Genomic DNA, 24002 nt, shown 5'->3' on the forward strand with positions numbered 1-24002 from the left:
TTATCGCCCCTTGCTCTTTTTTCTAAACATTTTTTCGTTTCTTCACGATCGCTTCACGCTTCTTCACACAAAATGCGCTTCTACTCACTAAGTTGACTTGAAGAGGAAAAATAAAATGAACAAAACACTTCTTGCGTTACTTGTTACCTGCTCAGTTTCGGTATCTGCGGCTCCTTATGTAGGTCTCGAATATGGACTAGGCACCACTGACCATGATTTGGAACCTCACTTTTCAACTGACAACGTAACACTCAACCCTGGGCTTGAAGACGGTATTTTCTCAGGTTTTGTCGGTTACGCGTTCGATGACAACTGGGCGCTAGAGTTGGGCTACAGCCAATTTGACCTTGATGATAATCGTTCAAAGAACCTTGGTATCAAACAAATTGATGGCAAAGATTACCATCATGAAATGGATTGGGATGCGTCAATCAAAGCCAAGCAAGTGTCGTTGGCACCTGTGTTTAACTATGCATTAAATGACAAATGGACAACAAAATTCAAAGCGGGTCTAACGTACACGCAATACGACACCAAAGTTTCGAAACACCAAGAATATGAGCTTGTCGCGAATGACGATGTAGAAATGAACAACACGCTTTTCCATAGTGCGGAGAAAAACAACGAGCTAGGCGCAATGTTCTCAGTGGGTGCGGAATACCGAATTTTCCCGCAGTTCATCATTGGTGCAAACGCAAAATATCAACTAGACAGCTACGCAAACACGGCATCCTTTAACGTAGGCACAACTTACTACTTCTAATTTAAGGAGACGATAATGAAAAAAATGATTTTAGCATCCATGTTTGCCCTACTTTCAAGCTCAGCTTTCGCCGCATTTAATGGTCCAGAAGTAAGCGTAATTAATTCGGTGAAAGAGGCGCACAACGCAACCGACGACAGCGCCGTCATGTTAACCGGGCACATTGTTCAATCTCTTGGTAACGAGACTTACTTGTTCAAAGATGAGACTGGTGAAATCGAAGTGGAAATCGACAATGAAGATTGGATGGGGCTAGACGTTGGTCCAAACGATAAAGTGACGATTCGAGGCGAAGTTGACTCAGAGTGGACAACCACGCAGATTGACGTAGAAACCATTCAAAAGCTTTAGTTCGCCTGACACCTCAACACAAACAACACAGCCACATATTGGAGGCTGTGTTGTTTATGGGCCTTGAAACTACTCGTTTAGCTGACCAAGCAAGGACAATCTTGCGGCAAGACTAATCGTATACTCTTAGGCTGAACATCAAACCGTATTGTTCTCGAATGATATGGTTCGCCATCTAAATTGAGCGGAAGTGGATTTGGAAAGTCTATCTCCAACCAGCTTGCTCTTGTGTGTTTTACAAACTCACCTTTCTCGCTAGGATTATTGATCTCTTCGATAACTTTCGGCAGCTCATGAGGTAAGAATGGACGCACCAATGTTAGATCCATCAAGCCATCATTAATCATCGCTTTCGACGCTAACTCTTGCCCACCTCCAGCTAAGCGACCATTGCAAAAAGCGCCAAGCAACATTTCTCCCTGATAAGCCCCGCCTTCAATTGTTATTGTTCCGTCATAAGGTTTAAAGCCGAGCGCTTTTACAACACCAGTTAGTGTATAAGCGCCGCCACCAAGAAAGTTTTTAAGTTCAACAGGCGTTTCTGCCGTAACTTCTGCGCCAAACCCAGCTGTTGCCACGTTAATAAAGTAGCGATCGTTAGCCTTGACACAATCGACCAAAGCAGACTGCCCTTCTACGGCGAGAGATAAAGACGCCTTGATAGAAGCTGGCACTTGAATCGCGGTGGCAAAATCATTTGCGGTACCAAGAGGGATAATGGCTAACTCAGGGCGTTTTTCTTCTTCAATTTGGATAATCGCAGAAGCCGCCTCATTGACGGTCCCATCGCCACCAGCGACAACAATACGTTCAATCCCTTCATCAACCGCTTCTTTCACCAAGCGCGGCATGTCTTGAGATTCCCAAGTCACTCGCACTTGCACATCGACGCCCTTGTCTCTCATTTTCATGATTGCATCTCTTAACTCTGGGTTCCCAGCTTTTTTGCCGTTAAGGATGGCACGTATTGTCTTCTTCATTGCACTTCCTATTGGTTGATGGTTTTCCCTGCTTGTTTAATCTGTGATCGCAACCATTGATGGGCACTGTCGTTTGTCCGACTAGGATGCCATATTGTGCAGAGCTCATAGGTTTGTTCATCAAATGGCATAGATAAAGATTTAACATGATAGGTGTGGTTGAACAAGTTGATCATCGACTCTGGCATTAAACCAATATATTCACTACCGCATATAACAGGTAGCATTTCCAACACGCCAGAAGCTCGATACTTTATCTTTCTTTTGTCCAAGTCGACAATATCATCGGCGTTTAACAAGCTCTTACGACTCTGCCACTGCGAAACCACCACATGTTCTTCTTCAAAAAATTGTTCAGCCGTAATCTCGTTCTTTAAGCGTGGGTGCTCCTCGCTACACACCACCACCAAGCGCTCAGTAAGTACAGTTTCAACTTTTAAAACTGTTCTTGCTCTTGGCGCGATATCAATGATCAAGTCGTAACGTTGCAAACGCAGATCGCTTTCAAAATCTTCCGTAAAGAGTGGATGAACCTCTAAAGCAATATGTGGTGCTAACTCACGGATCTGTTTCATAACTTGAGGGAGCAACTCAAAACTTGCAACAGAGACACAAGCAATGGAAAACACTCGATTCGACACTTTAGGGTCAAATTCGCTAGAAGCCGCCAGAGTTGAAGTAAAGTTTTGCACCGAAGTAAGCAGCGCAGGGTAAATATCCATAGCAAAAGAGGTAGGTTCTACCCCCTTGGTACAGCGATGAAATAAAGGTTCGTCATAAATATAACGAAGGCGTGCCAACGCTTTGCTGACTGCGGGCTGCGTGATACTAAGACGTGTTGCCGCTTTAGATAAGTTCCCCTCTTCATAAATGGCAATAAAGATGGGGATAAGATTAAGATCGGTCGGTTTCATGCTATTAAATTTTTCGAAAATCACTTTTTCTATTTTAATCTAACAGCATGATTGTTAACGTAGCCAAGTACAAGAAATGGGCGGTACGACCTGTTTTAATGAGTTTTAACTCAATTTTGACGTACTCAATTCACCGCATAAGTGAGTAGCTATCGTGCAAGCCAAAGCTTACATTAAGATTTGCCTAAATATGGGGTAAGAAACTCGCTGACTTCCTCGCCGCATAAACCAATTTCTACCTCAATACCGGCTTGTTTTAGAATCTCGATACCTCGACCACTGTTGCGCGGATCTGGATCCAACACGGCTACGACGACTTTGCCAATACCGGATTTTACTAATGTCACCGCGCAAGCTGGCGTGCGACCTACAAACGAACACGGTTCGAGCGTAACGTATGCCGTCACCGATTCTAACGAGCCTTGATATGCATTCAGCGCTTCTACTTCCGCGTGGTTGCCACCAATAGCTTGAGTATGACCTTCTGAAACGATTTGATTGTCTTTAACTAACACGCAGCCAACTGGCGGGTTGGGTTGACATTCAGGAAGCGCATTTTTGGACACTTCCAATGCGCGGCGCATAAACTCTTGGCTCATTTGAACTCTATTCTCTAATAAAAACGAGGCGCTATATTAGCGCCCCGTTTTATTCATTGCCATCTCTTCCAATGACTTTGTCCAGTCCTAGTAACGCTCGCGGTATACGGAATTTAAAACGTTGTTGTTTGGTCTGGATCTTGCGCCACATCGACTTCATTAAATGAGCGCTATTTTCACCATTTTGCATTCGCGACGCACTTTTTTGCCACGATTCACTCGTATCGGCTTTGGTCATTTCCAGCTCTGCCGTATTTAAACGTAATTGTTTGTACAATACGGCCCTTGCTTCAGACCAACGTTTAGCCTTTAACAAACGGTGGAACGTCAACCATGCTGGTGTCGGTCTGTTGCGGTAGTAACGTTTAATGGCTACCAATGAAACAGTCACAAAACCCAACAATACAAGCGTGGAAACAATCCATGCAAAATACGTTTTGATGAAGGATTTCAACGTGTGCTTCGCGGCAAATGTTTTGCCCTCTAACACCACCGTTTCCACTTGCTGAGTCTTACTGTTCCACCAACGGAACTCATAATCTGGCAGGGTTAATTCACCACCTTGTTGAATCACGTACACGCTCTCTTCTGTGCGTGTTGACTGGTAATCACCACGTGTTTGCGTATCTGTAAGACGGTGCGGTTGAGGATACGCTTGGTAACTGGTTGTTGATTCTCCTTTCAACAAGTCTGGTAGCAACACAGATAGCGAATCTTGAGCTGAAATGGTGATTTTACGCGTGATTGCATCCCCAACTTTGAGTGACTCAGTGGAGGTTTCCCACTCTTGCTTTACGTCTACGCGCGTTGCAGAAAACCAAGGCGTATCACCGCTCAACAATCCCGATGGCAAGGCGGTTTTGAACTTAATTGGCTGCGTGTAAAGTGTGCCTGACACCTTCTCGCCGTCCGGCGCCGACACCTGAACGCCCACAGCGACAGGTGGAATCACAAAATCACCAGATGCTTGCGGATACAAAGTCACTTCCCAGCGTTGACGCGACCAAGTTTGTCCGCCCTTGCGCTCCATGAAGTTAGTGGCTAACTGATTACGCTGTTTGGCGATAACATTGGGCATTTCAATACTGGCAATTCGCGTCCCCCCCGTAAACCAGCGCGGCGTTGCCACTTCGATGGTTAAAATGACTTGCTCGTTGACACTAAAACTTGGCGTTTTACGCTTTTCTCCAGCCGTTGGTTGTTGACCAACCCACGCTTGCAACTCAACACCATGATTGCGTTGAAGATCGTAAATATCCTGAGCGAAAACGTGACGACTTACGAACAGACTCAAACAAACCACTAACCATGCCACTATCCGTGCAGGAAGTGTAAAAGAGGTAACGCGATGGGCATTCATCATCATTGAGCAGCCTCCTCTGTATTGTGTTCCGTTGTCGTAGTTGAGCTACCCGTTGTTGGCGAGCGTAATTGAATTTGGAATTTAGCGCGTAAGAAATACTTCGGATCCGCTTCGACTCGCTTTAGCCACTTGTCGGCTAACTCTTGGCTGCCTAAGATGTCGTCTGCGCTTAACGTCTCTTTAATCATCAACTCTGCTGACGTTTGTTCATCCGCTCCTTCTGCGGTTTGAGGGTTGTCGCCTAGCTCGGTTGACGCCTCTTGCTCTGTTCCGGCTTGACTTTCACTCATCTGATTTATCTCATCGACGATGCCAGCAATCACTTTCAAGTTGTGCTCAACATCAGGTCTTAACGACTCGTTCAACGTTGGCTTGCTGGCTAAGGATTTTAACAAGTCGCGAGCAGCCAAATATTCACGCTGACGCGCCAATGCGCTCGCCGCATTGTAAAGACCGTAATCTCGAACCTCTTCGGACGGGTCGTTTTGCATTTCCAAAAACGCACTGTGCGCGAGCTCAAACTCGCTAGCGTAGTAGTACGCCGTGCCTTTGCGTAATGGATCGACAAAGTGTTTCGCTGCTTCTAAATACGCTTGTTGGTTGAACAAGCGCTGTCCTTGTTGGTCTGGCGTCAGCCACAAATCCCACCACCATTGCGCCACTTTGTCGAAGGTCGTCACTTTTTGCACAACTTGTGGCTGTTCGGCTTTAACAGATATATTTTCTGCCATTGCACTGGTCGGCATCAACAGTGTACCGCTCACCATTGCAATCACACACCACTGCACTAACCACCCTTTTCTAAACCACAGCATCATGATCAATGCGATTGGGAACAGCAGTTGATAACCCATGTCTTTCCAAGGCATTGAAGATTCGCCATTAAGCTGCATATTGCGCTCAACGTATCGATTCAGTTGTTCGATATCACTGTTATCGACCGTCACTTCCACCAATCGACCGTTGGTCTGGCTGGCCAGTTTTTGCAGAGAATCCAAATCCATCGGGTTGTTACTCACGATGTCTGTATTCCCCGCAGCAAGAATTAACAGTTGATAAGGTTTGCCTGCAAAATACGCTTGGTATTGCTTAATCGTGGCCGGGGTCACGCCGTCGCTCACCAACAAAACGGTGGAACCTGGTTGACCTTGCAATTGTTGATCAATTAACGGCAAGGCTTTTTCAGCAAGCTTACCTTGCACGGGCATGATTTCTGGCATAATGGCCGCCAAAAATGGGTCAAATACCTTGCTGTCTTGAGTCACAGGCATCGCCACATGAGCACTGCCCGCAAACACGACTAAACCCGTTTTTCCGCCTTTTCGCGCAGCTAATAAATCGCGTATTTTCTGTTTGGAACGCTCAAGGCGGCTTGGTGGGAGATCTTTTTGCAGCATCGAGTCGCTGTTATCAAGCACCACAAGCAGAGAGGCTTTATCTTCGCCAAAGGGAGAAGATTCTCGTTGCCACGTTGGGCCTGCACAAATCACAATGGCGATGAACACAATCAGCATCAAGAGCTTAAGCGGCAGTTGCTTACGCCAACCTCGCTCACCTATCGTCAAAGCATTGCGTAAATGTTCGGGCAGAATATCCTTCCAGCTTGGCTTGCTTTCTTCTCGCCAGCGTAACCACACCAAGAAAAACATGGGGATCAAAGCCAGTAACCACAGTGGTCGAATAAAATGAAACTGCGTAAAGAATTGCGTCCAACTAAGAGAATCAAACATCGCTCTCTCCTAATGATGATCGTGTTGCAGCCCTTCTTTTGAGTGTTGCGACGCTGAACGCGAGCAAATGCATGATGACCACTAACGCCATCAAGTAATGGTGAAGGCTTTGTTTTGGGCGGTATGTGGTGCTTTCGTAAAGTTGAGGTTCCAGTTTGCCAATTTCGTCGTAGGCAGCCGATAGTTCATCACGGTTGAGTGCTTCAAACGCTTCACCGCCGGATTCTTTCGCAATGCGATGAATCGTGTCCATATCCAACGCGGTTTCACCTATCGTTTCCGGATCACCCATCGCAATCACGTGCACTCGCACGCCTTTGGCTTTCGCAACTTTCGCCGCATCAATCGGTTCGACAAAGCTGCCCGTGTCGTTACCATCAGTTAATACAATCGCGACTTTTTCACGGTTTTGCTTTTGTTCTAAAGCACCACGCGACTTATCGCTTTGCTCAAAAACTTTAATCGCTAAGCCAATTGCATCACCAAGATGGGTACTCTGCCCTGCCATCGCCACATCGGTTTGGTTAAGCAGTTCGAGCCACACTTTTTGGTCTGCGGTAAATGGCGTTTGCACAAAAGCGGCATCACCAAAAAGAACCAAGCCTAATCGGTCACCTTTACGAGACTGAACAAACTCCGTCAGCACTTCTTTCGCCGCATCAAGGCGAGAAATTTTTTCGCCCGTACGAGAGGTGAAATCAGGCTCAGCCATGGAACCCGAAAGATCCACCACGACCATCACATCGCGCCCTAAACTCTCGCGAACTTGAGGCTCGCCTAACACGGTGGGTTTTGCCATCGCACACACCACCAAAAGCCATGAGAGAATTAACGTTGCTCGTTGCCACCAGCTTGGGGTTAGCTGGCTTGCACCTTCTGATGGCGTCTCGCCAATCGCTTCCACCAACTGACTAAAAAACGGCACTTTGATCGCCATTTGCTTAGTGCGATATGCAGGCACCAAGTAGTACACCATCAATGGCAGCGGCAAAATCAGAAACCACATTGGGTGAGCAAATTCAAAACCAGACAAACCAGTTAACGATACAAGAAGATCATTCATGTTGACCTCCCTGATTTGCTTTGCGTTTCAATAATGGAGATTTCTTTGCCGCGCTTTTTTGAGCATCACAGCGGTGTTCACTCACCCAGTTTTTCGCACGAGCAATAAGCGTTACTCGCTCTTCGTTGGTTAACGTAACGCTTGGGTCAACAATACTTTGTAGCCAGCGCTTTGAAAGCTCATCGTTAAAGACCACTTGCGAGTTTGCTTGAGAATCTCCGGTTTGCGGATATAGCGCATCGAGCTTGCGCAAAAAGGCGGTATCAAACAATTTCGCGTTACGGCTATCAACATGAATCAACACAATTTTAAGCACAGAGAACAATGCTTTGGGCATGTCTTTGTCGCTCGGTTTGATTTGCGAAATCGCCAGTAGAGCTTCTTTTCGGTAACGATTATGCCACCATTGCCGACCCAAGCGATATGCAACATATACCAATGCAATGAACGCAACCGCCGCTAAAATTTTCCAGCCAATTGTTTGCGGGTACCAACTCACGCTAGATGGCACGGCCACATCATGTAGCTCTCTAAGTATGTAAGTACTCGGAGGCGTAGGAAGACCACTCATTTAACGCCCCCCTACCAGTTTTTGAAATTGTTTAATGTGCTCGCCTGTCGTATCGAGTTCGATGTGCGGAAGGTGTTTCATCGCCATAAGTTGAGAGAGTGATTGTCGCTGTAAGCTAGTTCGAGCCTCAAGCTTTGCGCTCGCGGCTTCTACCTTTGCTTGGCTGTCTAAATTGAGTTGATACTGCCCATCACCAACCACCCATTTCGATTTTGCCAAATCGTCTGGTAGCGCTTGTTCTAATGGGTCACTGACCATCACGGCGAGAACATCGTTGTGCTGTTGTAGCTGTTTAAGGTGATCAAGGTGGTGCTCCTCGCAGTCGCTCCAGTCGCTGATAAAAATCAAAGTGGATTGTTTGAGCTTCATGCGTTTAATGAGCTCAATCCATTGACTGAACGTCACTTTTTCGGAATTGCGGGAGTCCACATTGAGCGATTGATTGGCTTTAGCGAGACGCTTAAGTTGAGCCAGAAGATCGTTTTGCGAACGCTGCGCCTTGCTGTGAAACAACGCCTGTTGGGATGCGATGACAAAACCAACTCGGTCGCCATCTTTTAACACGCGCCACCCGCACATGCCCGCGATTTCTGCCGCGACAACCGATTTCATTACTTGCGTCGAAGCAAAAAACATTGCGCTACGCTGATCGACACACACGATCACGTTGCGATCTTTTTCTTCGGTGTAGCTACGCACATGCGGTTTGCCTGTGCGCATCGTAACTTTCCAATCCAGATTACGAATGTCGTCACCCAATTGGTAATGACGCAGCTCTTCGAAGTTCAATCCACGACCACGAAACAGCGAATTGTGGCGGCCTGAGAGTACGCTACCCGCTTTTAGGTGAGGAAGTAAACTGAATGATTCTGCTTGTGCTTGCAAGCGTACTAAGCGAGCGTAATCGCAGTACAAACGGGGATCCATCCCCTGTGATTTTGGCGCAAGAGTTGGCTTAGCCATAATGCCTCCCGCTTACCCAATTTCTACACAATCTAGCAGCTCTTGCACGACGCGTTGGTGATCGACTCCGTCTGCTAATGCATCGTAGGTCAAAGAAAAACGGTGGCCCAGTACAGACGGAATCATGGCTCGCACATCGTCAGGAGTGACATGGTCACGTCCTTGTATCCACGCATACGCACGAGCGCATTTGTCTAGTGCGATGGAAGCACGAGGACTAGAGCCAATCTCAATCCATTTTGCTAAGTTTGAATCGGCATAACGCTCTGGCTTACGAGTCGCCATCACTAACGCGACAATGTAGTTTTCCACTAGATCTGACACAACAATATCAGGTAGTTGACGACGTGCTTCTAGCACCACATCTGGCTCGATGTGTTTTGGCGTAATAATTTCGCTGCTGGTTTCCGCACCTAATTCTTCACTGCGTACCAAACGAATGATGTCACGTTCGGCTTCATCTTCTGGATAGTCGACAGTAACCTTCATGATAAAACGGTCCATTTGCGCTTCTGGCAGCGGGTACGTGCCCTCTTGCTCTACTGGGTTTTGCGTTGCAAGCACCATAAATAAGTCTGGCAATACGTGAGTTTTATCGCCTACGGTAATTGTGCCTTCGGCCATGGCTTCAAGCAGTGCCGCTTGTACTTTGGCTGGCGCACGGTTGACCTCATCGGCAAGCACTATGCTGTTAAAAATTGGCCCTGGTTGAAAATGAAGTTGCGGCTTGCCATCCAACTCTTGATAAACCTCGGTTCCCGTCACGTCCGATGGCAAAAGGTCCGGCGTAAACTGGATTCGACCAAAACTGGTGTTTAACAAGTTGGCCAACGATTTTACAGAACGTGTTTTTGCCGTTCCCGGCAAACCTTCTAGAAGAATGTGCCCGTTCGTTAATAACCCGATGACTAAAGCTCGAACCACGTGGCTTTGTCCAATGACGCTTTTTTCTGTTTGTTCGATGAGTTCTTTTATCGCTTGTTGTGCGTGGTTCATAGGGTACCTTTTCAGTGGTTTAAGCCGTCTTTTCAATAGTTAAGTATAAGAACAAATGAAATAACTTAAGGTTATATTCACTATGTTATCTTTGCGGTTCTTCAGATTGGAGAAGCTGTTCAAGACCAACCAACATCGGTAATGCGTAATCAAAGAACATTTTGATTCCCGAACACAGATAGTTTAGTCCAGCCTCGCCATTCGGCGTTTTGATCAAACGGTTTTTCGGACACTCGCCCCAGCAATAAGGCAAGTAGGGACACTGCTTACAATACGTCGGCAAAGATTCGCGTTTTGCCATGCCAAAGGTGTATTGTCGTGTAGAGAATGCCATGTCATTCAATGAGTGTTCATGAATGTTGGCGAGTTTGTATTCTGGGTATACATAGTGGTCGCAACTGAACACGTCGCCATTGTGCTCAATCGCCAAGCCTTTGCCACAAAACTCAGCTGTCACGCAAAGCTGAGACGGTTTTCCCATTACTTGCGCTACCGCGGTTTCAAACAGGTTAACCAGTACACGGCCAAGATCGTTATTCACCCACTCTTCAAAGGTCGCCATTAAAAAGCGTCCCCAGTCTTCAGGATCGACCGACCAATCCGTCACAACAGACATTGGATGACCCGGTTTCGCCAGATCACTGCCTTTGGTTGGGATCATCTGTTCGTTCCAAAACTGCGGTGCGGTTGTTTGGAAGTCGTTCGCTTCAACCACCGGTGCAAACTGAATGTATGTCACACCCAATTCTTGGGTTAAAAATCGATACACTTCGAGCGGGTATTTCGCATTGTGTCGATTCACCGTCACCAACGCGTTAAATTTCACGCCATGCGCTTGGAGCTTATCTACCGCTTTCATCACCAGATCAAACGTCGGCTTACCGCTGCGGGTTTTGCGATATTTGTCGTGCAGCTCTCGTGGCCCATCAATCGATAAGCCAACTAGGAAGTTGTGTTCTTTTAAAAACGCACACCACTCATCGTTTAGCAAAATGCCGTTGGTCTGAAGGTCGTTTTCAATGCGAACGCCTTTCGGCTGATGTTTCTTTTGCAGAGCTACGACATTGCGGAAATAGTCCAGCCCAAGCAGCGTTGGCTCCCCACCCTGCCATGAGAATACAATTTCTTCGCCATCCTGACTTTCGATGTAGCTTTTCACGAACGCTTCCAATGTTGCGTCGTCCATTTTTGGCTGCTTTTCTTGGTGCAGTAGATTTTCTTTATGCAGATAAAAGCAGTACTGACAATCGATATTGCATTTTGCTCCGCCTGGCTTTGCCATCACATGGAATCGACGGTTGTACGCACCCGGAACCGTTGCTTTAGACGCCGTTTTAAGAGGAACAATAGGCATAGTAGTAGAATGGCGAGGGGAAATCTTACTCATACGTTTCTCACTATTTAATATACCCAAATAACCTCGTAATCACATTTCAGCAGGAATTGAAGCTATTTGGGTATATAGCGCTCCGAAAAGCGCTATATAATATTAATTACTTAGAAGACTTAGGTACGAACGAACCTGCTTCCATACGAGGTGGGAATTCTTTGAATGTACCCATCACTTCTTTCACTGTATCCATCGCTGGCATCATTAAGAATGAACGCTCGTACATCCAACGAGAGTAACCCATACCTTGGTCACCACGTTCGAATGGGTCGATACTCAAGTCGAAGATCAATGGAACACGAAGTTTAGTGAAAGGCTTACGCCATACATCCATGCCCGTTTCATTCTCTTGAATCATAAAGTGGAACTTGTACTTTCCTTGGCGTAATGCCACAAGATCGCCGTCATCGCTCCAGTAAACGAATTCGTTACGAGCAGATTTGTCTGACTTACCCGTTAGATATGGCAGTTGGTTATAACCATCTAGGTGAACTTTATAGTCCATATCACCAACTTTCTTACCTTTTAGTAATTCATCTTTAACTTTGGTGTCACCCGCTGCAGCAACCAATGTCGGGAAGAAATCCTCTAATGACATCATGCCGTTGAACGTTTTACCTGCTTCGATGTTTCCAGGCCATTTAATCAACATCGGCACACGGAAACTGCCTTCCCAGCCAGTGTTTTTCTCAGAGCGGAATGGTGTCATCCCTGCATCAGGCCACAAATCAACCATAGGGCCGTTGTCAGTGGTGTAAACAATGATTGTATTGTCATCCACACCTAACTCTTTGATCTTGTTAAGTAGTTGACCAATTTGATCATCGTGCTGCTTAACACCATCCGCGTAGAAACCAGCGCCTGTTTTACCTTGGTATTCTTCAGGAACATGCGTGAAGTTGTGCATGCGAGTGGTGTTAAACCAAGTAAAGAACGGCTTATCCGCTTTTACTTGTTTTTCTATGAAGGTTTCCGCAGCATCAAGGAATTCACCGTCAACATTTTCCATACGCTTACGCGTAAGTGGACCGGTATCTTCAATTTTGCCGTCAGCGTAAGAGTGGATTACGCCACGAGGGCCAAATTTCTTCTTGAACTCTGGATCTTTAGGATAATCCACGTTCTCTGGCTCTTCTTCCGCGTTCAAGTGATATAGGTTGCCGAAAAACTCATCAAAACCGTGGTTGGTAGGAAGGTGTTCGTCTCGGTCGCCTAAATGGTTCTTACCAAATTGTCCGGTTGCATAACCCATTTGCTTAAGCACGGTTGCAATCGTTGGATCTTTTTCCGAGATACCTTGCGGAGCGCCTGGTAAGCCCACTTTTGATAGACCAGTACGTTTTGGCATTTGACCAGTAATGAATGCAGAACGGCCTGCTGTCGAACTTTGCTGTGCGTAGAAGTTAGTGAACTTCGCACCTTCTTTAGCAATGCTATCGATGTTCGGCGTATTGTACGCCATCATGCCTTGGTTGTAGGTACTAAGGTTCCAGTAACCAACATCATCACCAAAGATGACAAGAATGTTGGGTTTGTCCGCTGCGTGTGCAACTGCAGATGCAGCGCCTAATGCTAACGTACATGCGTTAAGTACGAGTTTTTTACTGCTCGTTTTGGTCGCATTTTTCATATTATCTCCAAGAGTTCGCTAGTGCGTAAAAATGGTATTCGCTTTTCAATACCATTGTTGATATAAGATAAAGCACTAATTTCAGGCGATAAATGCATTCAGAATTAGTTAACCTATAAATTAAATTTATGAGTAACGTTATGGACTTGAATTTGATCCAAACTTTTCTTGTTGTCGCGGAGTTCCAATCTTATACTAAAGCCGCGGAACAATTGGGGCTGACACAACCCGCTGTGAGCGCTGCAATAAAGCGTTTAGAACAAGTGGTCGATAAGCAATTATTTGTCAAAAAAGGGCGAGGTATCGCACTAACATCTACCGCCTATCAGCTGCTACCGCAATTCCAGCAAGCGGTTAATATTATTGATAATGCGATATCCGATAAGAATCATTTTGAAGTGTGTTGTTCCGAAATTTTATTGCACATTATGGACCCGATAAAGAACACTATTTTTTATGAATCGCCACCCGAAAAGTTCTTATTATTTGAGCTTCTAAGACAACAAAAAGTCGATCTTGTCATTGATACTGTTATCACAAAAGATGCCGCATTTATTATTGAAGATGCCTACGAAGAAGAGGCGGTGATTATCTGTCGTGAGAATCATCCCCGCGTGCAAGGCTCGCTCTCAAAAGAACAGTTTTATGAGGAAACTCACTGTTTGTTTTCAGGGAAATGGAACAACATGAGCGGTTTTGAACAGCTATCCCAAGAAACTATTCAAGAGAGAAAAGTTGATTTGATCACATCTTCGCTTGCTGGTATGGCGTTGTACGTCGCGCAACGCGATTGTTTAGGCTTAGTGTCTCAATCTTTTGCAAACAAATGGAGTAAAGCCCTTAAGCTTCAAGTTCTGCAATGCCCTATTTCTATATGCGCTATCCCTTACAAGTTTGTTTACCATAAGCGAGAGATGAACAACCCTGCTCATATTGCACTACGTGAAAAAATTAAAGCGAACTTAACGGCTGCCCACTACGAGCCAGTTTCCTTATAGGCCTTGTTGATTCGCATTTTCTTTGCCATTCGTTGCTTTAAAAGCTTTTATTAGACGAAAAAAAGAGGCTCATATGAGCCTCTTTTCTATATGGTTGCATCGTATTGCTTACGTAGCACTAGCCTACTTATTTGGGTTCTCTTTTAATTTCTCCATCACTTGATCGAGCGAGAAGCTTGCCGCTTTTTGCCTTGGTGGAAACTCTTTAAACGTTTCGAGGAATCTGCCTACGTAAGCTTGTGCAGGAACCAGCATGTAAGCACGGTCTAGCATCCAATCATAGTAGGTGTTGGAAGTGATATCAGCCACTTCGTAAGGGTCCATACGTAAGTTGAAGATCTTAGGAACTCGAAGTGTGGTGAATGGTTCCGCCCAAATGCGCAGCGTACCTTTTGCTCGTTGCTCCATGAAAACCAGTTTCCACTTGTTATAACGAATTGCGGTTAAGTCTCCATCATCCGAGAAGTAAAAAATCTCTTCACGCGGTGCTTTCTCTTCTTTGCCAGTTAAATATGGCAGGAAGTTGTAACCATCGAGATGCACTTTGAATTTCTTACCATTCGCACTATAGCCTTTGAGTAATTTCTCTTTGATACTGTCATCACCCGCGGCAGCAACGAAAGTTGGCATCCAGTCCATATGGTGCATGATATCATTCGAGACAGAGCCAGCTTTAATTTTACCCGGCCAACGTACCATCGCAGGGACTCGATACGCACCTTCCCAGTTAGTATTTTTCTCTCCACGGAATGGCGTTGTGCCTGCATCTGGCCACGAGTTCATGTGTGGACCATTATCGGTTGAATAAAAGACTATCGTGTTGTCTTTTATGCCCAAATCGTCCACTTTTTTCAGTAGTTTGCCGACATGATTATCATGCTCGACCATGCCATCTGCATACTCACTGATGCCTGTTTTTCCCGAATTCTCTTCTTTCACGTGGGTGCGGAAATGCATACGCGTTGCGTTCCACCAGACGAAGAAAGGTTTTTCAGCTTTGACGGCACGATCCATAAAATCGAGCGCCGCATCCAACGTCTCTTCATCCACGGTTTCCATACGCTTGCGAGTCAGAGGTCCGGTGTCCTCGATTTTGCCGTCAGCGTATGAGCGAATAACGCCTCTAGGACCAAATTTTTTACGAAATTCTGGATCTTTAGGGTAATCGACGTTTTCTGGTTCTTCCTCGGCGTTCAAGTGATAAAGGTTGCCAAAAAATTCATCGAAGCCGTGGTTAGTAGGCAAGTGTTCATCTTTGTCGCCTAAATGATTTTTACCAAATTGACCCGTCATATAGCCCATCGGCTTCAACATTTCGGCAATGGTGGCATCTTCTTCCTTCAAGCCAAGATCTGCGCCAGGAAGCCCTACTTTACTTAAACCCGTTCTAAGGACGGTCTGGCCGGTGATAAAAGTAGAACGGCCCGCAGTACAAGATTGTTCACCGTAATAATCCGTGAACATCATGCCCTCTTTCGCGATGCTGTCTATGTTTGGTGTTTTGTATCCCATCAAGCCGAAGGTGTAAGCACTGAGATTGGATTGGCCAATATCATCACCCCAAATGACGAGAATGTTAGGTTTCTCTGCCGCGATACTGCTACTTGTCGCGCCAATTAAGGCGGCGGCAAGAATCGCTAATCGACGTTTTACGCCATATTTCGCTGTCATATAAACCTCTGTGTGTATTAGAAAAGAGCTTCCTGCAACAGAATGTATAGTCTAGAAATAGTGGATAAGCGAATCTTAGAAATAAGAACTTTAGAGACATTAACAGCTGCTCTATTCCCCAAAATAGCTGATTATTTGCTTTAGAAATTGTGGTAGTACTTATTGATTTGGCGATTTAAATTGGTGCTCTTTCCGTCGTAGAGTTATTTCTTCCATATCAGAATTTTGATATGACTCCGACATATTGCATTACAAATAAAATACAGCATTGATTTCACGTCAACATTAATGATAATGGTTTTTACTATCATTAATAATTAAAATGCCAATATGTTTGAGTCTACCCTTTCGTCTGCTCCTAAGACGGCAGCTTCCGATAACGGTCTCAATAATGAATATGAGCTCGTACTGGATAAGCACAGCCATACTGTGATGATAAATCGTCCGCCAGACAAAAAGTTAGTTCAGCTTACAAGCGTTCAATTCGAGCTGCTCCGTACTCTGACTCATTATCAAGATCAAGTGCTTAGCAAACCTTTCCTTTATGAAACGGTACTGAAGCGCACGTTCTCAGAGCATGACCGCGCACTCGATATGCACATTAGTAGAATAAGAAAACGACTGGCTAGCGAAGGGATTAAAGCGGATCGAATTCAGACCGTTCATCGACAAGGTTATGTATTTAAGCATGCGAAAAAGTAAAGAAATCGCGGCGAATTGCTCCAACTTTTGGTAATTGACCGCTTATTTTGCTTTAATTAATGCAAATTCTAATCACGTAAAATAACTCAATGAATTTGCGCTTAATTTTTATACTTTGCATTGCTACATTGTTTGCTGGCTGTGCAACCTATGCGGGCCTTAACTATGACCAACTGTTTGGTCCACAGCTCGTTCGTGAACGTACGGCGGACGTGGCTACACCTCAAGCAAACTTCTTCCAAAGCGAAGTCAAACCCATTATGGATAACCGCTGTGTCGTCTGTCATGCGTGCTACGATGCACCATGTCAGCTTAAGCTTTCTTCCGTTGAGGGTATTGACCGTGGCGCGAGCAAAGCACTGGTATATGAAGGAACAAGACTTACTGCCGCCGCGCCAACACGCTTATTCGAAGATGCAGAAACAACCCAAGAGTGGCGCGATGCGGGTTTTCATCCGGTACTTAACGAACGTGATCAGAGCATGGCGGCCAACATTGATGCAGGCCTCATTGCACGTTTGCTACAACAAAAAGAACGCCACCCGCTGCCTGATCAAGTCCAGTTAGAAGGTTTTGATTTTTCGATAGACCGAGAACAAACCTGTCCAACAATTGAAGAGTACGAACAGTACGAAAAAGATAACCCAACCTGGGGAATGCCTTTTGGTATGCCAAACCTATCAAACAGTGAATACCACACACTGATGACTTGGCTGGAAAACGGCGCGATAATGAACGTTCACCAACCAATTAGTGAACAAGAGCAAGCTCAAATTGACAAGTATGAGACTTTGCTCAATCGCGCTGATCTAAAAAATCAACTGATGGCTCGCTATATTTACGAGCATTTGTTTTTGTCTCACCTCTACTTTTCAGAACTCACTGAAGATCCTCGATTCTTTACGTTAGTTCGTTCTTCTACTCCACCGGGGCAACCAGTAAAACGTATTTCAACACGTCGCCCGTACGATGATCCCGGGGTTGAGCGCGTGTTTTATCGAATTATTCCAGAACAAGGGACGATTGTAGATAAAACGCACATGCCGTTCGCGTTAAACAAGCAACGTATTGAAAACTGGAACACATGGTTTATCGATGCTGATTACACAGTTAATCAACTACCGAGTTATGAACCTGAAGTTGCTGCAAACCCGATGACATCATTTATCGATCTTCCGGTTAAATCACGCTTCAAGTTTATGTTGGACAATGCGCAAAACACGATCATGGCTTACATTAAAGGGCCTGTTTGTCGTGGCCAACTTGCACTGAATGTTATCAATGATCGCTTTTGGATATTCTTTCTAGATCCAGATAAAGCAGATATCCCTGAAGTAAATGAGTTTTACCGATCTCAGGCTGATAACCTAAGACTGCCAGCAGAGCAGGAAAGCAACACGCTGCCTGTTACCAACTGGGTTAAATACGCGCGTCAGCAAGCTCACTACCTAGAAGCCAAGTCTGAATTTACCAATAACTGGTTTAAGGAAGGCGAAAACCTATCCACCGACGTAATTTGGGACGGTAATGGCACCAACCACAATGCGGCATTAACTATTTTCCGCCACTTTGACAGCGCATCTGTCGTACAAGGGTTAGTTGGCGAGCAGCCGAAAACGGTATGGATTCTTGACTACGCGTTACTAGAACGCATCCACTATTTGCTCGTTGCTGGGTTTGATGTGTATGGCAACTTCGGCCACCAACTCATGACACGAATGTTCATGGACTTCTTGCGTCTGGAAGGCGAAAGTAACTTTATCTCGTTGCTGCCAACCGACATGCGTCATGAACTGCAATCAAGCTGGTATAAAGATCAAAGTCCACAGTTAAGTGACTTTTTACAACGCAACGTGAAGCCATTTAACCAACCAACCAGCGTCGAGTACAAAACTGACGTTCCAAAAACAGAGTTAGTCGAGTTGCTTAGAGAACGAGTCTCAGATGTTCTTCTTCCGCGCTACGAGATTAAAGATACTGAGCTTTCTGCTCAAAGTGAAAAACAGCTCCAACGTATTGGCCAAGTTCGTGGAGAAGGCCTGAAAACCGTTCCGCAAATCACCATGCTTATGGTGAGAAGCCAGTCTGGAAAAGATGAGTTATTCACCCTACTTCACAATAATGCACACACGAATATTTCTAGCTTGTTTGATGAAGAAAGCAACCGCGACTTTGCTAACGATGATATGACCATCGTACGTGGCGTTGTGGGAAGCTACCCAGCGGCATTTTTCTCGATCAACGAAAATCAAGTAAAAGAATTTGTCGATCAATTTAGTGCCATCCAAAATGAATCCGATTACGTTAAGTTGTTGGATAATTTTGCGATTCGCAGAAGCTCAGAAAAATTCTGGCCGTTTAGCGATCGTCTGCACAATTGGTACCGTACAAAACAACCGATCGAATTTGGATTACTTGACTATAATCGTTTTGAGAATCGATGATGATTTAAGGGGGTTCTCATGGGTATCCGAGATAACATTGCCGCTCTTGAACAACAGATTTACGTTGCTTGTTCTGAGGGAGACTACGAAACGGTCAACATGCTTGAGCATCAACTCGAATACTTTCGTGGCAAAGTGGAGCATCCTTTTGATGACGACCCTTATGCCCTAGACACTCGATTCGAGTGGGAAGATGACATGACCGAATAGAAAAAACCTCCGGCTTGCCGGAGGTTTTTGTTTTTGGGATGCAATTGATTTACTTCGCCATCAACTCATCAAGAGCTTGAATTGATTCAGACACTTGAGACGCCAATTGATCTTTAGTCGCCATATAGGTATCTAAAGGTTGAGGCGCAGCTTCAATTGCTTGGCAAGAGTTCATTAATGCCGTAAGCCCTAAACTCCCTGCGCTGCCTTTTAGTTTGTGAGCAAGGTTCTTCACTTCTTTACTGTCATTACCACCAGCAGACGCTTGCAGCTTGCTTAGTACATCGGCACTGGTCGTTCTAAACAGATTAATGATGTGCAACATCTTCTCTCTGCCCAAGATTTTCATATCGGACTCAATCACGCTCGGGTTAATGATGACCACATCTGATTCCTCTGTTTTAGGGACTTGAATAACCTTTGATTGTATCGCTTGTTCTTGAGGCGAAGTTTGATCAAACGGGGTACAGTCGGCATTTTGTGGCAACAATAACGGCTTTCCATCCAGCACGTCCTGAATCAATGCCGCTAGGGCTTCTTTTGCCAATGGTTTAGGTAAATACCCGTCAAAACCTGCAGCTAAATAGCGCTCAACTTCTTCGGCAAAAACGTGTGCAGACACTGCGATCATAGGCGTAGCAGCAAGGGCTTTATTGGCTGGTTTGTTACATTCAATTTGTTTCAAACGTTGGATTAACTCGGTTCCATCACAGTCTGGCAAGTTGATGTCGACTAAAGCGATATCAAAATCCTGCGTGCTGATCAGTTGCTCTGCTTGTGAGCCGTTTTCTGCCATCACGACCTGGTGGCCCATGCTTTCTAAAAAGCCTTCCGCAACCACTCGGTTTACTTCATTGTCTTCTACCAACAAGACTTTCGCTTTCACTTTGCAGCGCGCGGTTGCCACTGCACCGGTTTCAACAGGTTCACTTTCCTCTAATGGAATGGAGAACCCGAATCGACTGCCATGTCCTTCTTCAGAATCGACTTCTAAAATACCGCCCATCGCTTCAATGATTCGTTTACTGATGGCAAGGCCAAGCCCTGTTCCTCCAGTTTGACTCATCCCACCTTCGGCTTGCGTGAAGGCATCAAACAACGTTCTCTGATCTTTTTTGGCAATACCTATCCCGGTGTCTGATACTTCGAATAGGACTTGCGACTCATCCTCTGGGTTGAGGCTAACGTAGATATCAATTTCACCTTCGTCAGTAAATTTAATCGCGTTTCCGACGAGGTTGTTCAGCACCTGACTGATTCTGGTGACATCCCCTTTCCAATAGCGACTTACATCACTTTCGATATGATAGGAAAACAACAGCCTCTTCTCTTGAGCTCGGCTGTTCATTAACTGGAAAGTGTCTTCAACCATTTGGTGTAAATCGAAGCCCATGTGGCGAATCTCTAAATGCCCAGCTTCAATCTTGGAGTAGTCCAGCACATCATTCAGAATCGCGAGCAACGTTTTACCACTGCGGTTGATGATTTCCGCATAACGCTTTTGAATAGGGTTGAGGCCTGAGTCAATCAACAAACGTGCCGTTCCGAGCACTCCATTCATCGGCGTTCTGATCTCATGGCTCATGGTCGCCAAGAATGCTGATTTAGCTCGACTCGCTTGCTCTGCTTGCTTACGAGCTTTCGCGTGATTCAAAACCTCTTCATTCAAACGGCGGTTCGCTTGTTTTAACTGCGAAGTGCGTTGCTCAACGAGCTCTTCCAAATGCTCTTTGTGCTCTTCGAGCTCTCGCTTGGCTTGAGCTTCTCCCTCTGCGACCACTTTTAGCGCTTGAGCTGTATTTCGAGCCGTGATGATAGCTTGCCCCATATGCGCTAGCTCATCTTTGCCTTTTACCTCCAGCTCGACGGCTAAGTTACCCTGCGCCACAGAAAGCAGCGCGGCAGAGTACTCTGCCAATCGCTTAACCACAGAAAGGTATACAACACGCCATAAAATCAGCACCAACACAATCAAACCAACAATTGAAATCACCGTTAGAGACCACTGAGCGAATTTCAGCGTGCTCGTCAATTCATCCACAGCAACGGTTGTCGTTTTGTTTGAATCATCAACCAATTTGTTTACGGTGCCATTCAGCTCCGAAAACAATTCCAGTGTCTTTTGCATCAGTTGTTGAGATTGTTCATTATTCTCATACTGCTGCATCAAAATAGTGAACACGACTTGACGCTTACCGAGCTCCGTTAATAGTTGGCTCATTTGTTTAGAGCGAGTGGGATCTTCCACGGCAAGCACACGGCGCTTCATGATTTTGAGATTACCTTCAAAATCACTTTGCACCTGCTGGATTCGCTCAATATTGGTTAATGTGCGAGCTTCTTCAATTTGATTCAGCATTTTAAAAGCCAATAAGTGCAGCTCATGCAATCGCTCTGTCAGATCTAGATCCACTTCCACCAGCGCATCTAGTGCCTGATAAACTTGCGATTTTTTATTCGATTCTAATAAGTCATAGATGTGTGTGACGTTAGCAACGGCAATGGTGCTCGTGTTCTGAACTTGCGTGCGAGTTAGCTGTTCCAACTCTTCACTCAGTAAGCGCATCTCTTCGACACGAGTATCAATCTCTTTTGCCAGCCACAGCTTTCTTTCAACCGAAACACCAAGTTCTGCCAAGTTGTCGATAACGTTCTGGACGTTACTCTCGAGATCTTCTAGCAATTGAGAATCAAACGACTCACTCCCCAGCTCTTTGATATGAGTAAGCAATGATTCGAGCTGTTCGAAAAGCACACGCCCAGACTCTTTTCTTTCCTGCTCGTTTCTTGCGTTCGATAACAGTTGTACAGACGAAATGATGCGAGTACTCAACTCAGAGACTTGCCTCGCTTCAATCATGGCGGGAATTGCAGAATCCACGACATTTCTTTCCGTCTTGGCAACTAAAGAAAATCCAGACACACCAATAAGTGCCGATAACATAACCAGCATTGCCATCGCAATGAAAGACAACAAGAGTTTACGACCGATGCTTGCGGTTGCTAGCAACATATTTTCATGACCTTAATGTTCGTGTTCAGCGACATATTACGTTATATTTTGCAGTGTTTACTTAATCTATGCCAACGAACTTCATTTCATGGTTAAAAATCAACACGCATTTCGCACAATTTTCAAACATTCTGCAGTCACATTAGCCCTTGTCGCTTCTTTACCAGTGGTTGCAGCAGAAAAAGTATGTGCCATTTACCCTCACCTAAAGGATTCATACTGGTTATCAGTAAACTATGGAATGGTGTCCGAAGCGAAAAAAGAAGGCGTCGAGCTGAGAGTCCTTGAAGCGGGTGGCTACCCAAACAAAACGCGTCAAGAGCAACAACTCGCACTGTGCAGCCAATGGGGAGCAGATGCGATTGTCCTTGGGACCGTGGACCCACAAGCCTATGAACATTCGCTTAAGAATTGGGTCGGAAACATTCCTGTCTTTGCTACTGTGAACCAACTCGATCTGGATGAAGAGCAAAGTGAGCTGTTAAAAGGTACGGTCGGTGTTGACTGGCACTGGATGGGATACGAAGCAGGAAAATATCTCGCTGCTCGCCATCCAAAGGGATCAGGAAAAACAAACATTGCCTTGCTTTTGGGGCCGCGTACTCGTGGAGGTACGAAGCCCGTGACTGCCGGATTTTATGAAGCGATCCAAGGAAGTGATATCAACATCGTTAACTCGTTTTGGGCAGACAACGACAAAGAGTTACAGCGTAACTTGGTTCAACGTGTGATTGATATGGGAAATATAGATTATATCGTTGGCAGCGCGGTTGCGATTGAAGCCGCTATCAGTGAACTGCGTAGCGCAGGCAAAGCTGAGGAGATCGGTTTGGTTTCTGTGTACTTGAGTCATGGTGTTTACCGAGGCCTATTGCGTAACAAAGTGCTCTTCGCACCAACAGATAAAATGGTGCAGCAAGGCCGGCTTTCCGTCATGCAAGCAGCGCATTACTTAAGGGGTGAAGAGTATGACAAACATGCCTCACCAACCATCAAACCACTGACTCCCAAGACGCTTCATGACGATACGATCGAAGAATCGTTATCTCCGTCAGAATATAGGCCGACATTCCGTGTTAAGGCTGTTGATTGAAAGACAAAAAACGTGTTCTATTAAATAACAACAATTTTAAAATCATACAAACGGAAACATCTTGATGCAAAAAACCATTCGTACCATGCCAACCCACAAACATGTGGCTTTGGTTGCCCATGACAACTGCAAACCTGAGCTACTTCGCTGGGTAAAAGAAAACAAAGAAAAACTGCAGAGTCACTTTCTTTACGCGACTGGCACAACCGGACACATGTTGAGCAAAGAAACTGGACTGGCGATTAAGAGCATGATCAGTGGCCCAATGGGCGGTGACCAACAACTTGGCGCGCTCATTTCAGAAGGTAAGATCGACGTTCTCGTTTTCTTCTGGGATCCGCTCAACGCCGTACCTCACGACCCAGACGTTAAAGCGCTTCTTCGTATTGCTAGCGTTTGGAATATTCCTGTGGCAACGAACCGAGCCACCGCTAAGTTCTTGTTTAACTCCCCTCTTCTTGAGCAAGAAGTGGATATTGAAGTACCGGATTACGAAGCGTATCTTGCTGAACGCATGTAAGCTTTGATGCCAACTGAATAACGTAAAGGCGATACTGA

Annotated in this window: 21 protein-coding genes; 8 read left to right on the top strand and 13 right to left on the bottom strand. The window is 45.4% G+C overall.

Annotation, left to right across the window (positions count from 1 at the left end; translation table 11 throughout):
• The first annotated feature begins 115 nt into the window (after positions 1–115).
• Positions 116–763: an AcfA family outer membrane beta-barrel protein gene (locus R2S67_RS04455; RefSeq protein ID WP_317342493.1), complete on the top strand. Its 648-nt coding sequence runs from the start codon at positions 116–118 to the stop codon at positions 761–763.
• Positions 764–778: 15 nt separating this feature from the next.
• Entirely contained in the window at positions 779–1114 is a 336-nt protein-coding gene (locus tag R2S67_RS04460) for a NirD/YgiW/YdeI family stress tolerance protein (RefSeq protein WP_005398145.1), read from the top strand.
• Positions 1115–1191: 77 nt separating this feature from the next.
• On the opposite strand, the gene yegS is transcribed toward R2S67_RS04460, so the two are convergent.
• From yegS to R2S67_RS04515, 11 genes are all read right to left on the bottom strand, one after another.
• Positions 1192–2094, bottom strand: coding sequence for a lipid kinase YegS (yegS, locus tag R2S67_RS04465; RefSeq protein ID WP_006742800.1), 903 nt, complete (start codon positions 2092–2094; stop codon positions 1192–1194).
• Between the two features lie 8 nt (positions 2095–2102).
• Complete coding sequence (locus tag R2S67_RS04470; RefSeq protein WP_317342496.1) at positions 2103–3008, bottom strand: LysR family transcriptional regulator; 906 nt, start codon at positions 3006–3008, stop codon at positions 2103–2105.
• A 173-nt stretch (positions 3009–3181) separates the two neighbouring features.
• Positions 3182–3607, bottom strand: coding sequence for a bifunctional diaminohydroxyphosphoribosylaminopyrimidine deaminase/5-amino-6-(5-phosphoribosylamino)uracil reductase RibD (locus R2S67_RS04475; RefSeq protein ID WP_317342498.1), 426 nt, complete (start codon positions 3605–3607; stop codon positions 3182–3184).
• 49 nt (positions 3608–3656) lie between these two features.
• Positions 3657–4973, bottom strand: coding sequence for a BatD family protein (locus R2S67_RS04480; RefSeq protein ID WP_317342500.1), 1317 nt, complete (start codon positions 4971–4973; stop codon positions 3657–3659).
• Positions 4970–6700 (bottom strand): vWA domain-containing protein, encoded by a 1731-nt coding sequence (locus R2S67_RS04485; protein ID WP_317342501.1) that lies wholly within the window; start codon positions 6698–6700, stop codon positions 4970–4972. The genes R2S67_RS04480 and R2S67_RS04485 overlap by 4 nt, the downstream gene beginning before the upstream one ends.
• Entirely contained in the window at positions 6693–7763 is a 1071-nt protein-coding gene (locus tag R2S67_RS04490; protein ID WP_065779054.1) for a vWA domain-containing protein, read from the bottom strand. The genes R2S67_RS04485 and R2S67_RS04490 overlap by 8 nt, the downstream gene beginning before the upstream one ends.
• Entirely contained in the window at positions 7756–8334 is a 579-nt protein-coding gene (locus R2S67_RS04495; RefSeq protein WP_317342504.1) for a DUF4381 domain-containing protein, read from the bottom strand. The genes R2S67_RS04490 and R2S67_RS04495 overlap by 8 nt, the downstream gene beginning before the upstream one ends.
• Entirely contained in the window at positions 8335–9297 is a 963-nt protein-coding gene (locus R2S67_RS04500) for a DUF58 domain-containing protein (RefSeq protein WP_256950873.1), read from the bottom strand.
• Positions 9298–9309: 12 nt separating this feature from the next.
• Positions 9310–10293, bottom strand: a complete 984-nt coding sequence (locus R2S67_RS04505; RefSeq protein WP_317342507.1) for a MoxR family ATPase — start codon at positions 10291–10293, stop codon at positions 9310–9312.
• 85 nt (positions 10294–10378) lie between these two features.
• The gene (locus R2S67_RS04510; protein ID WP_317342508.1) at positions 10379–11680 is read right to left on the bottom strand and encodes an anaerobic sulfatase maturase; all 1302 of its coding nucleotides are present in this window, start codon (positions 11678–11680) and stop codon (positions 10379–10381) included.
• Positions 11681–11786: 106 nt separating this feature from the next.
• A complete protein-coding gene (locus R2S67_RS04515) occupies positions 11787–13313 on the bottom strand; it encodes an arylsulfatase (RefSeq protein WP_005396660.1) in 1527 nt (508 codons plus the stop codon).
• A 140-nt stretch (positions 13314–13453) separates the two neighbouring features.
• Here R2S67_RS04515 and R2S67_RS04520 point away from each other — a divergent pair, with 140 nt between their 5' ends.
• Positions 13454–14311, top strand: a complete 858-nt coding sequence (locus R2S67_RS04520) for a LysR family transcriptional regulator (protein ID WP_005396661.1) — start codon at positions 13454–13456, stop codon at positions 14309–14311.
• A gap of 123 nt (positions 14312–14434) precedes the next feature.
• On the opposite strand, the gene R2S67_RS04525 is transcribed toward R2S67_RS04520, so the two are convergent.
• The gene (locus R2S67_RS04525; protein WP_317342511.1) at positions 14435–15982 is read right to left on the bottom strand and encodes an arylsulfatase; all 1548 of its coding nucleotides are present in this window, start codon (positions 15980–15982) and stop codon (positions 14435–14437) included.
• A 330-nt stretch (positions 15983–16312) separates the two neighbouring features.
• On the opposite strand from R2S67_RS04525, the gene R2S67_RS04530 reads away from it, so the two are divergent.
• The 3 genes from R2S67_RS04530 (at position 16313) to R2S67_RS04540 (ending at position 19338) form a co-directional block, all read left to right on the top strand.
• Positions 16313–16684 (top strand): winged helix-turn-helix domain-containing protein, encoded by a 372-nt coding sequence (locus R2S67_RS04530; RefSeq protein ID WP_043884638.1) that lies wholly within the window; start codon positions 16313–16315, stop codon positions 16682–16684.
• A gap of 89 nt (positions 16685–16773) precedes the next feature.
• Positions 16774–19128: a fatty acid cis/trans isomerase gene (locus R2S67_RS04535; RefSeq protein WP_317342513.1), complete on the top strand. Its 2355-nt coding sequence runs from the start codon at positions 16774–16776 to the stop codon at positions 19126–19128.
• 18 nt (positions 19129–19146) lie between these two features.
• Positions 19147–19338 carry a hypothetical protein gene (locus tag R2S67_RS04540; protein WP_317342514.1) on the top strand — a complete coding sequence of 64 codons (192 nt, stop codon included), beginning with the start codon at positions 19147–19149 and terminating at the stop codon, positions 19336–19338.
• Between the two features lie 49 nt (positions 19339–19387).
• Here R2S67_RS04540 and torS read toward each other — a convergent pair whose 3' ends face one another.
• A complete protein-coding gene (torS, locus tag R2S67_RS04545; RefSeq protein ID WP_317342516.1) occupies positions 19388–22351 on the bottom strand; it encodes a TMAO reductase system sensor histidine kinase/response regulator TorS in 2964 nt (987 codons plus the stop codon).
• Positions 22352–22394: 43 nt separating this feature from the next.
• On the opposite strand from torS, the gene torT reads away from it, so the two are divergent.
• Positions 22395–23444 (top strand): TMAO reductase system periplasmic protein TorT, encoded by a 1050-nt coding sequence (gene torT, locus R2S67_RS04550; RefSeq protein WP_258689897.1) that lies wholly within the window; start codon positions 22395–22397, stop codon positions 23442–23444.
• Between the two features lie 64 nt (positions 23445–23508).
• A complete protein-coding gene (locus R2S67_RS04555; RefSeq protein ID WP_005376571.1) occupies positions 23509–23964 on the top strand; it encodes a methylglyoxal synthase in 456 nt (151 codons plus the stop codon).
• Positions 23965–24002: the final 38 nt, after the last annotated feature.

The sequence above is a fragment of the Vibrio sp. T13N genome, assembly GCF_032970445.1.
GTDB classification, from domain to species: domain Bacteria; phylum Pseudomonadota; class Gammaproteobacteria; order Enterobacterales; family Vibrionaceae; genus Vibrio; species Vibrio diabolicus.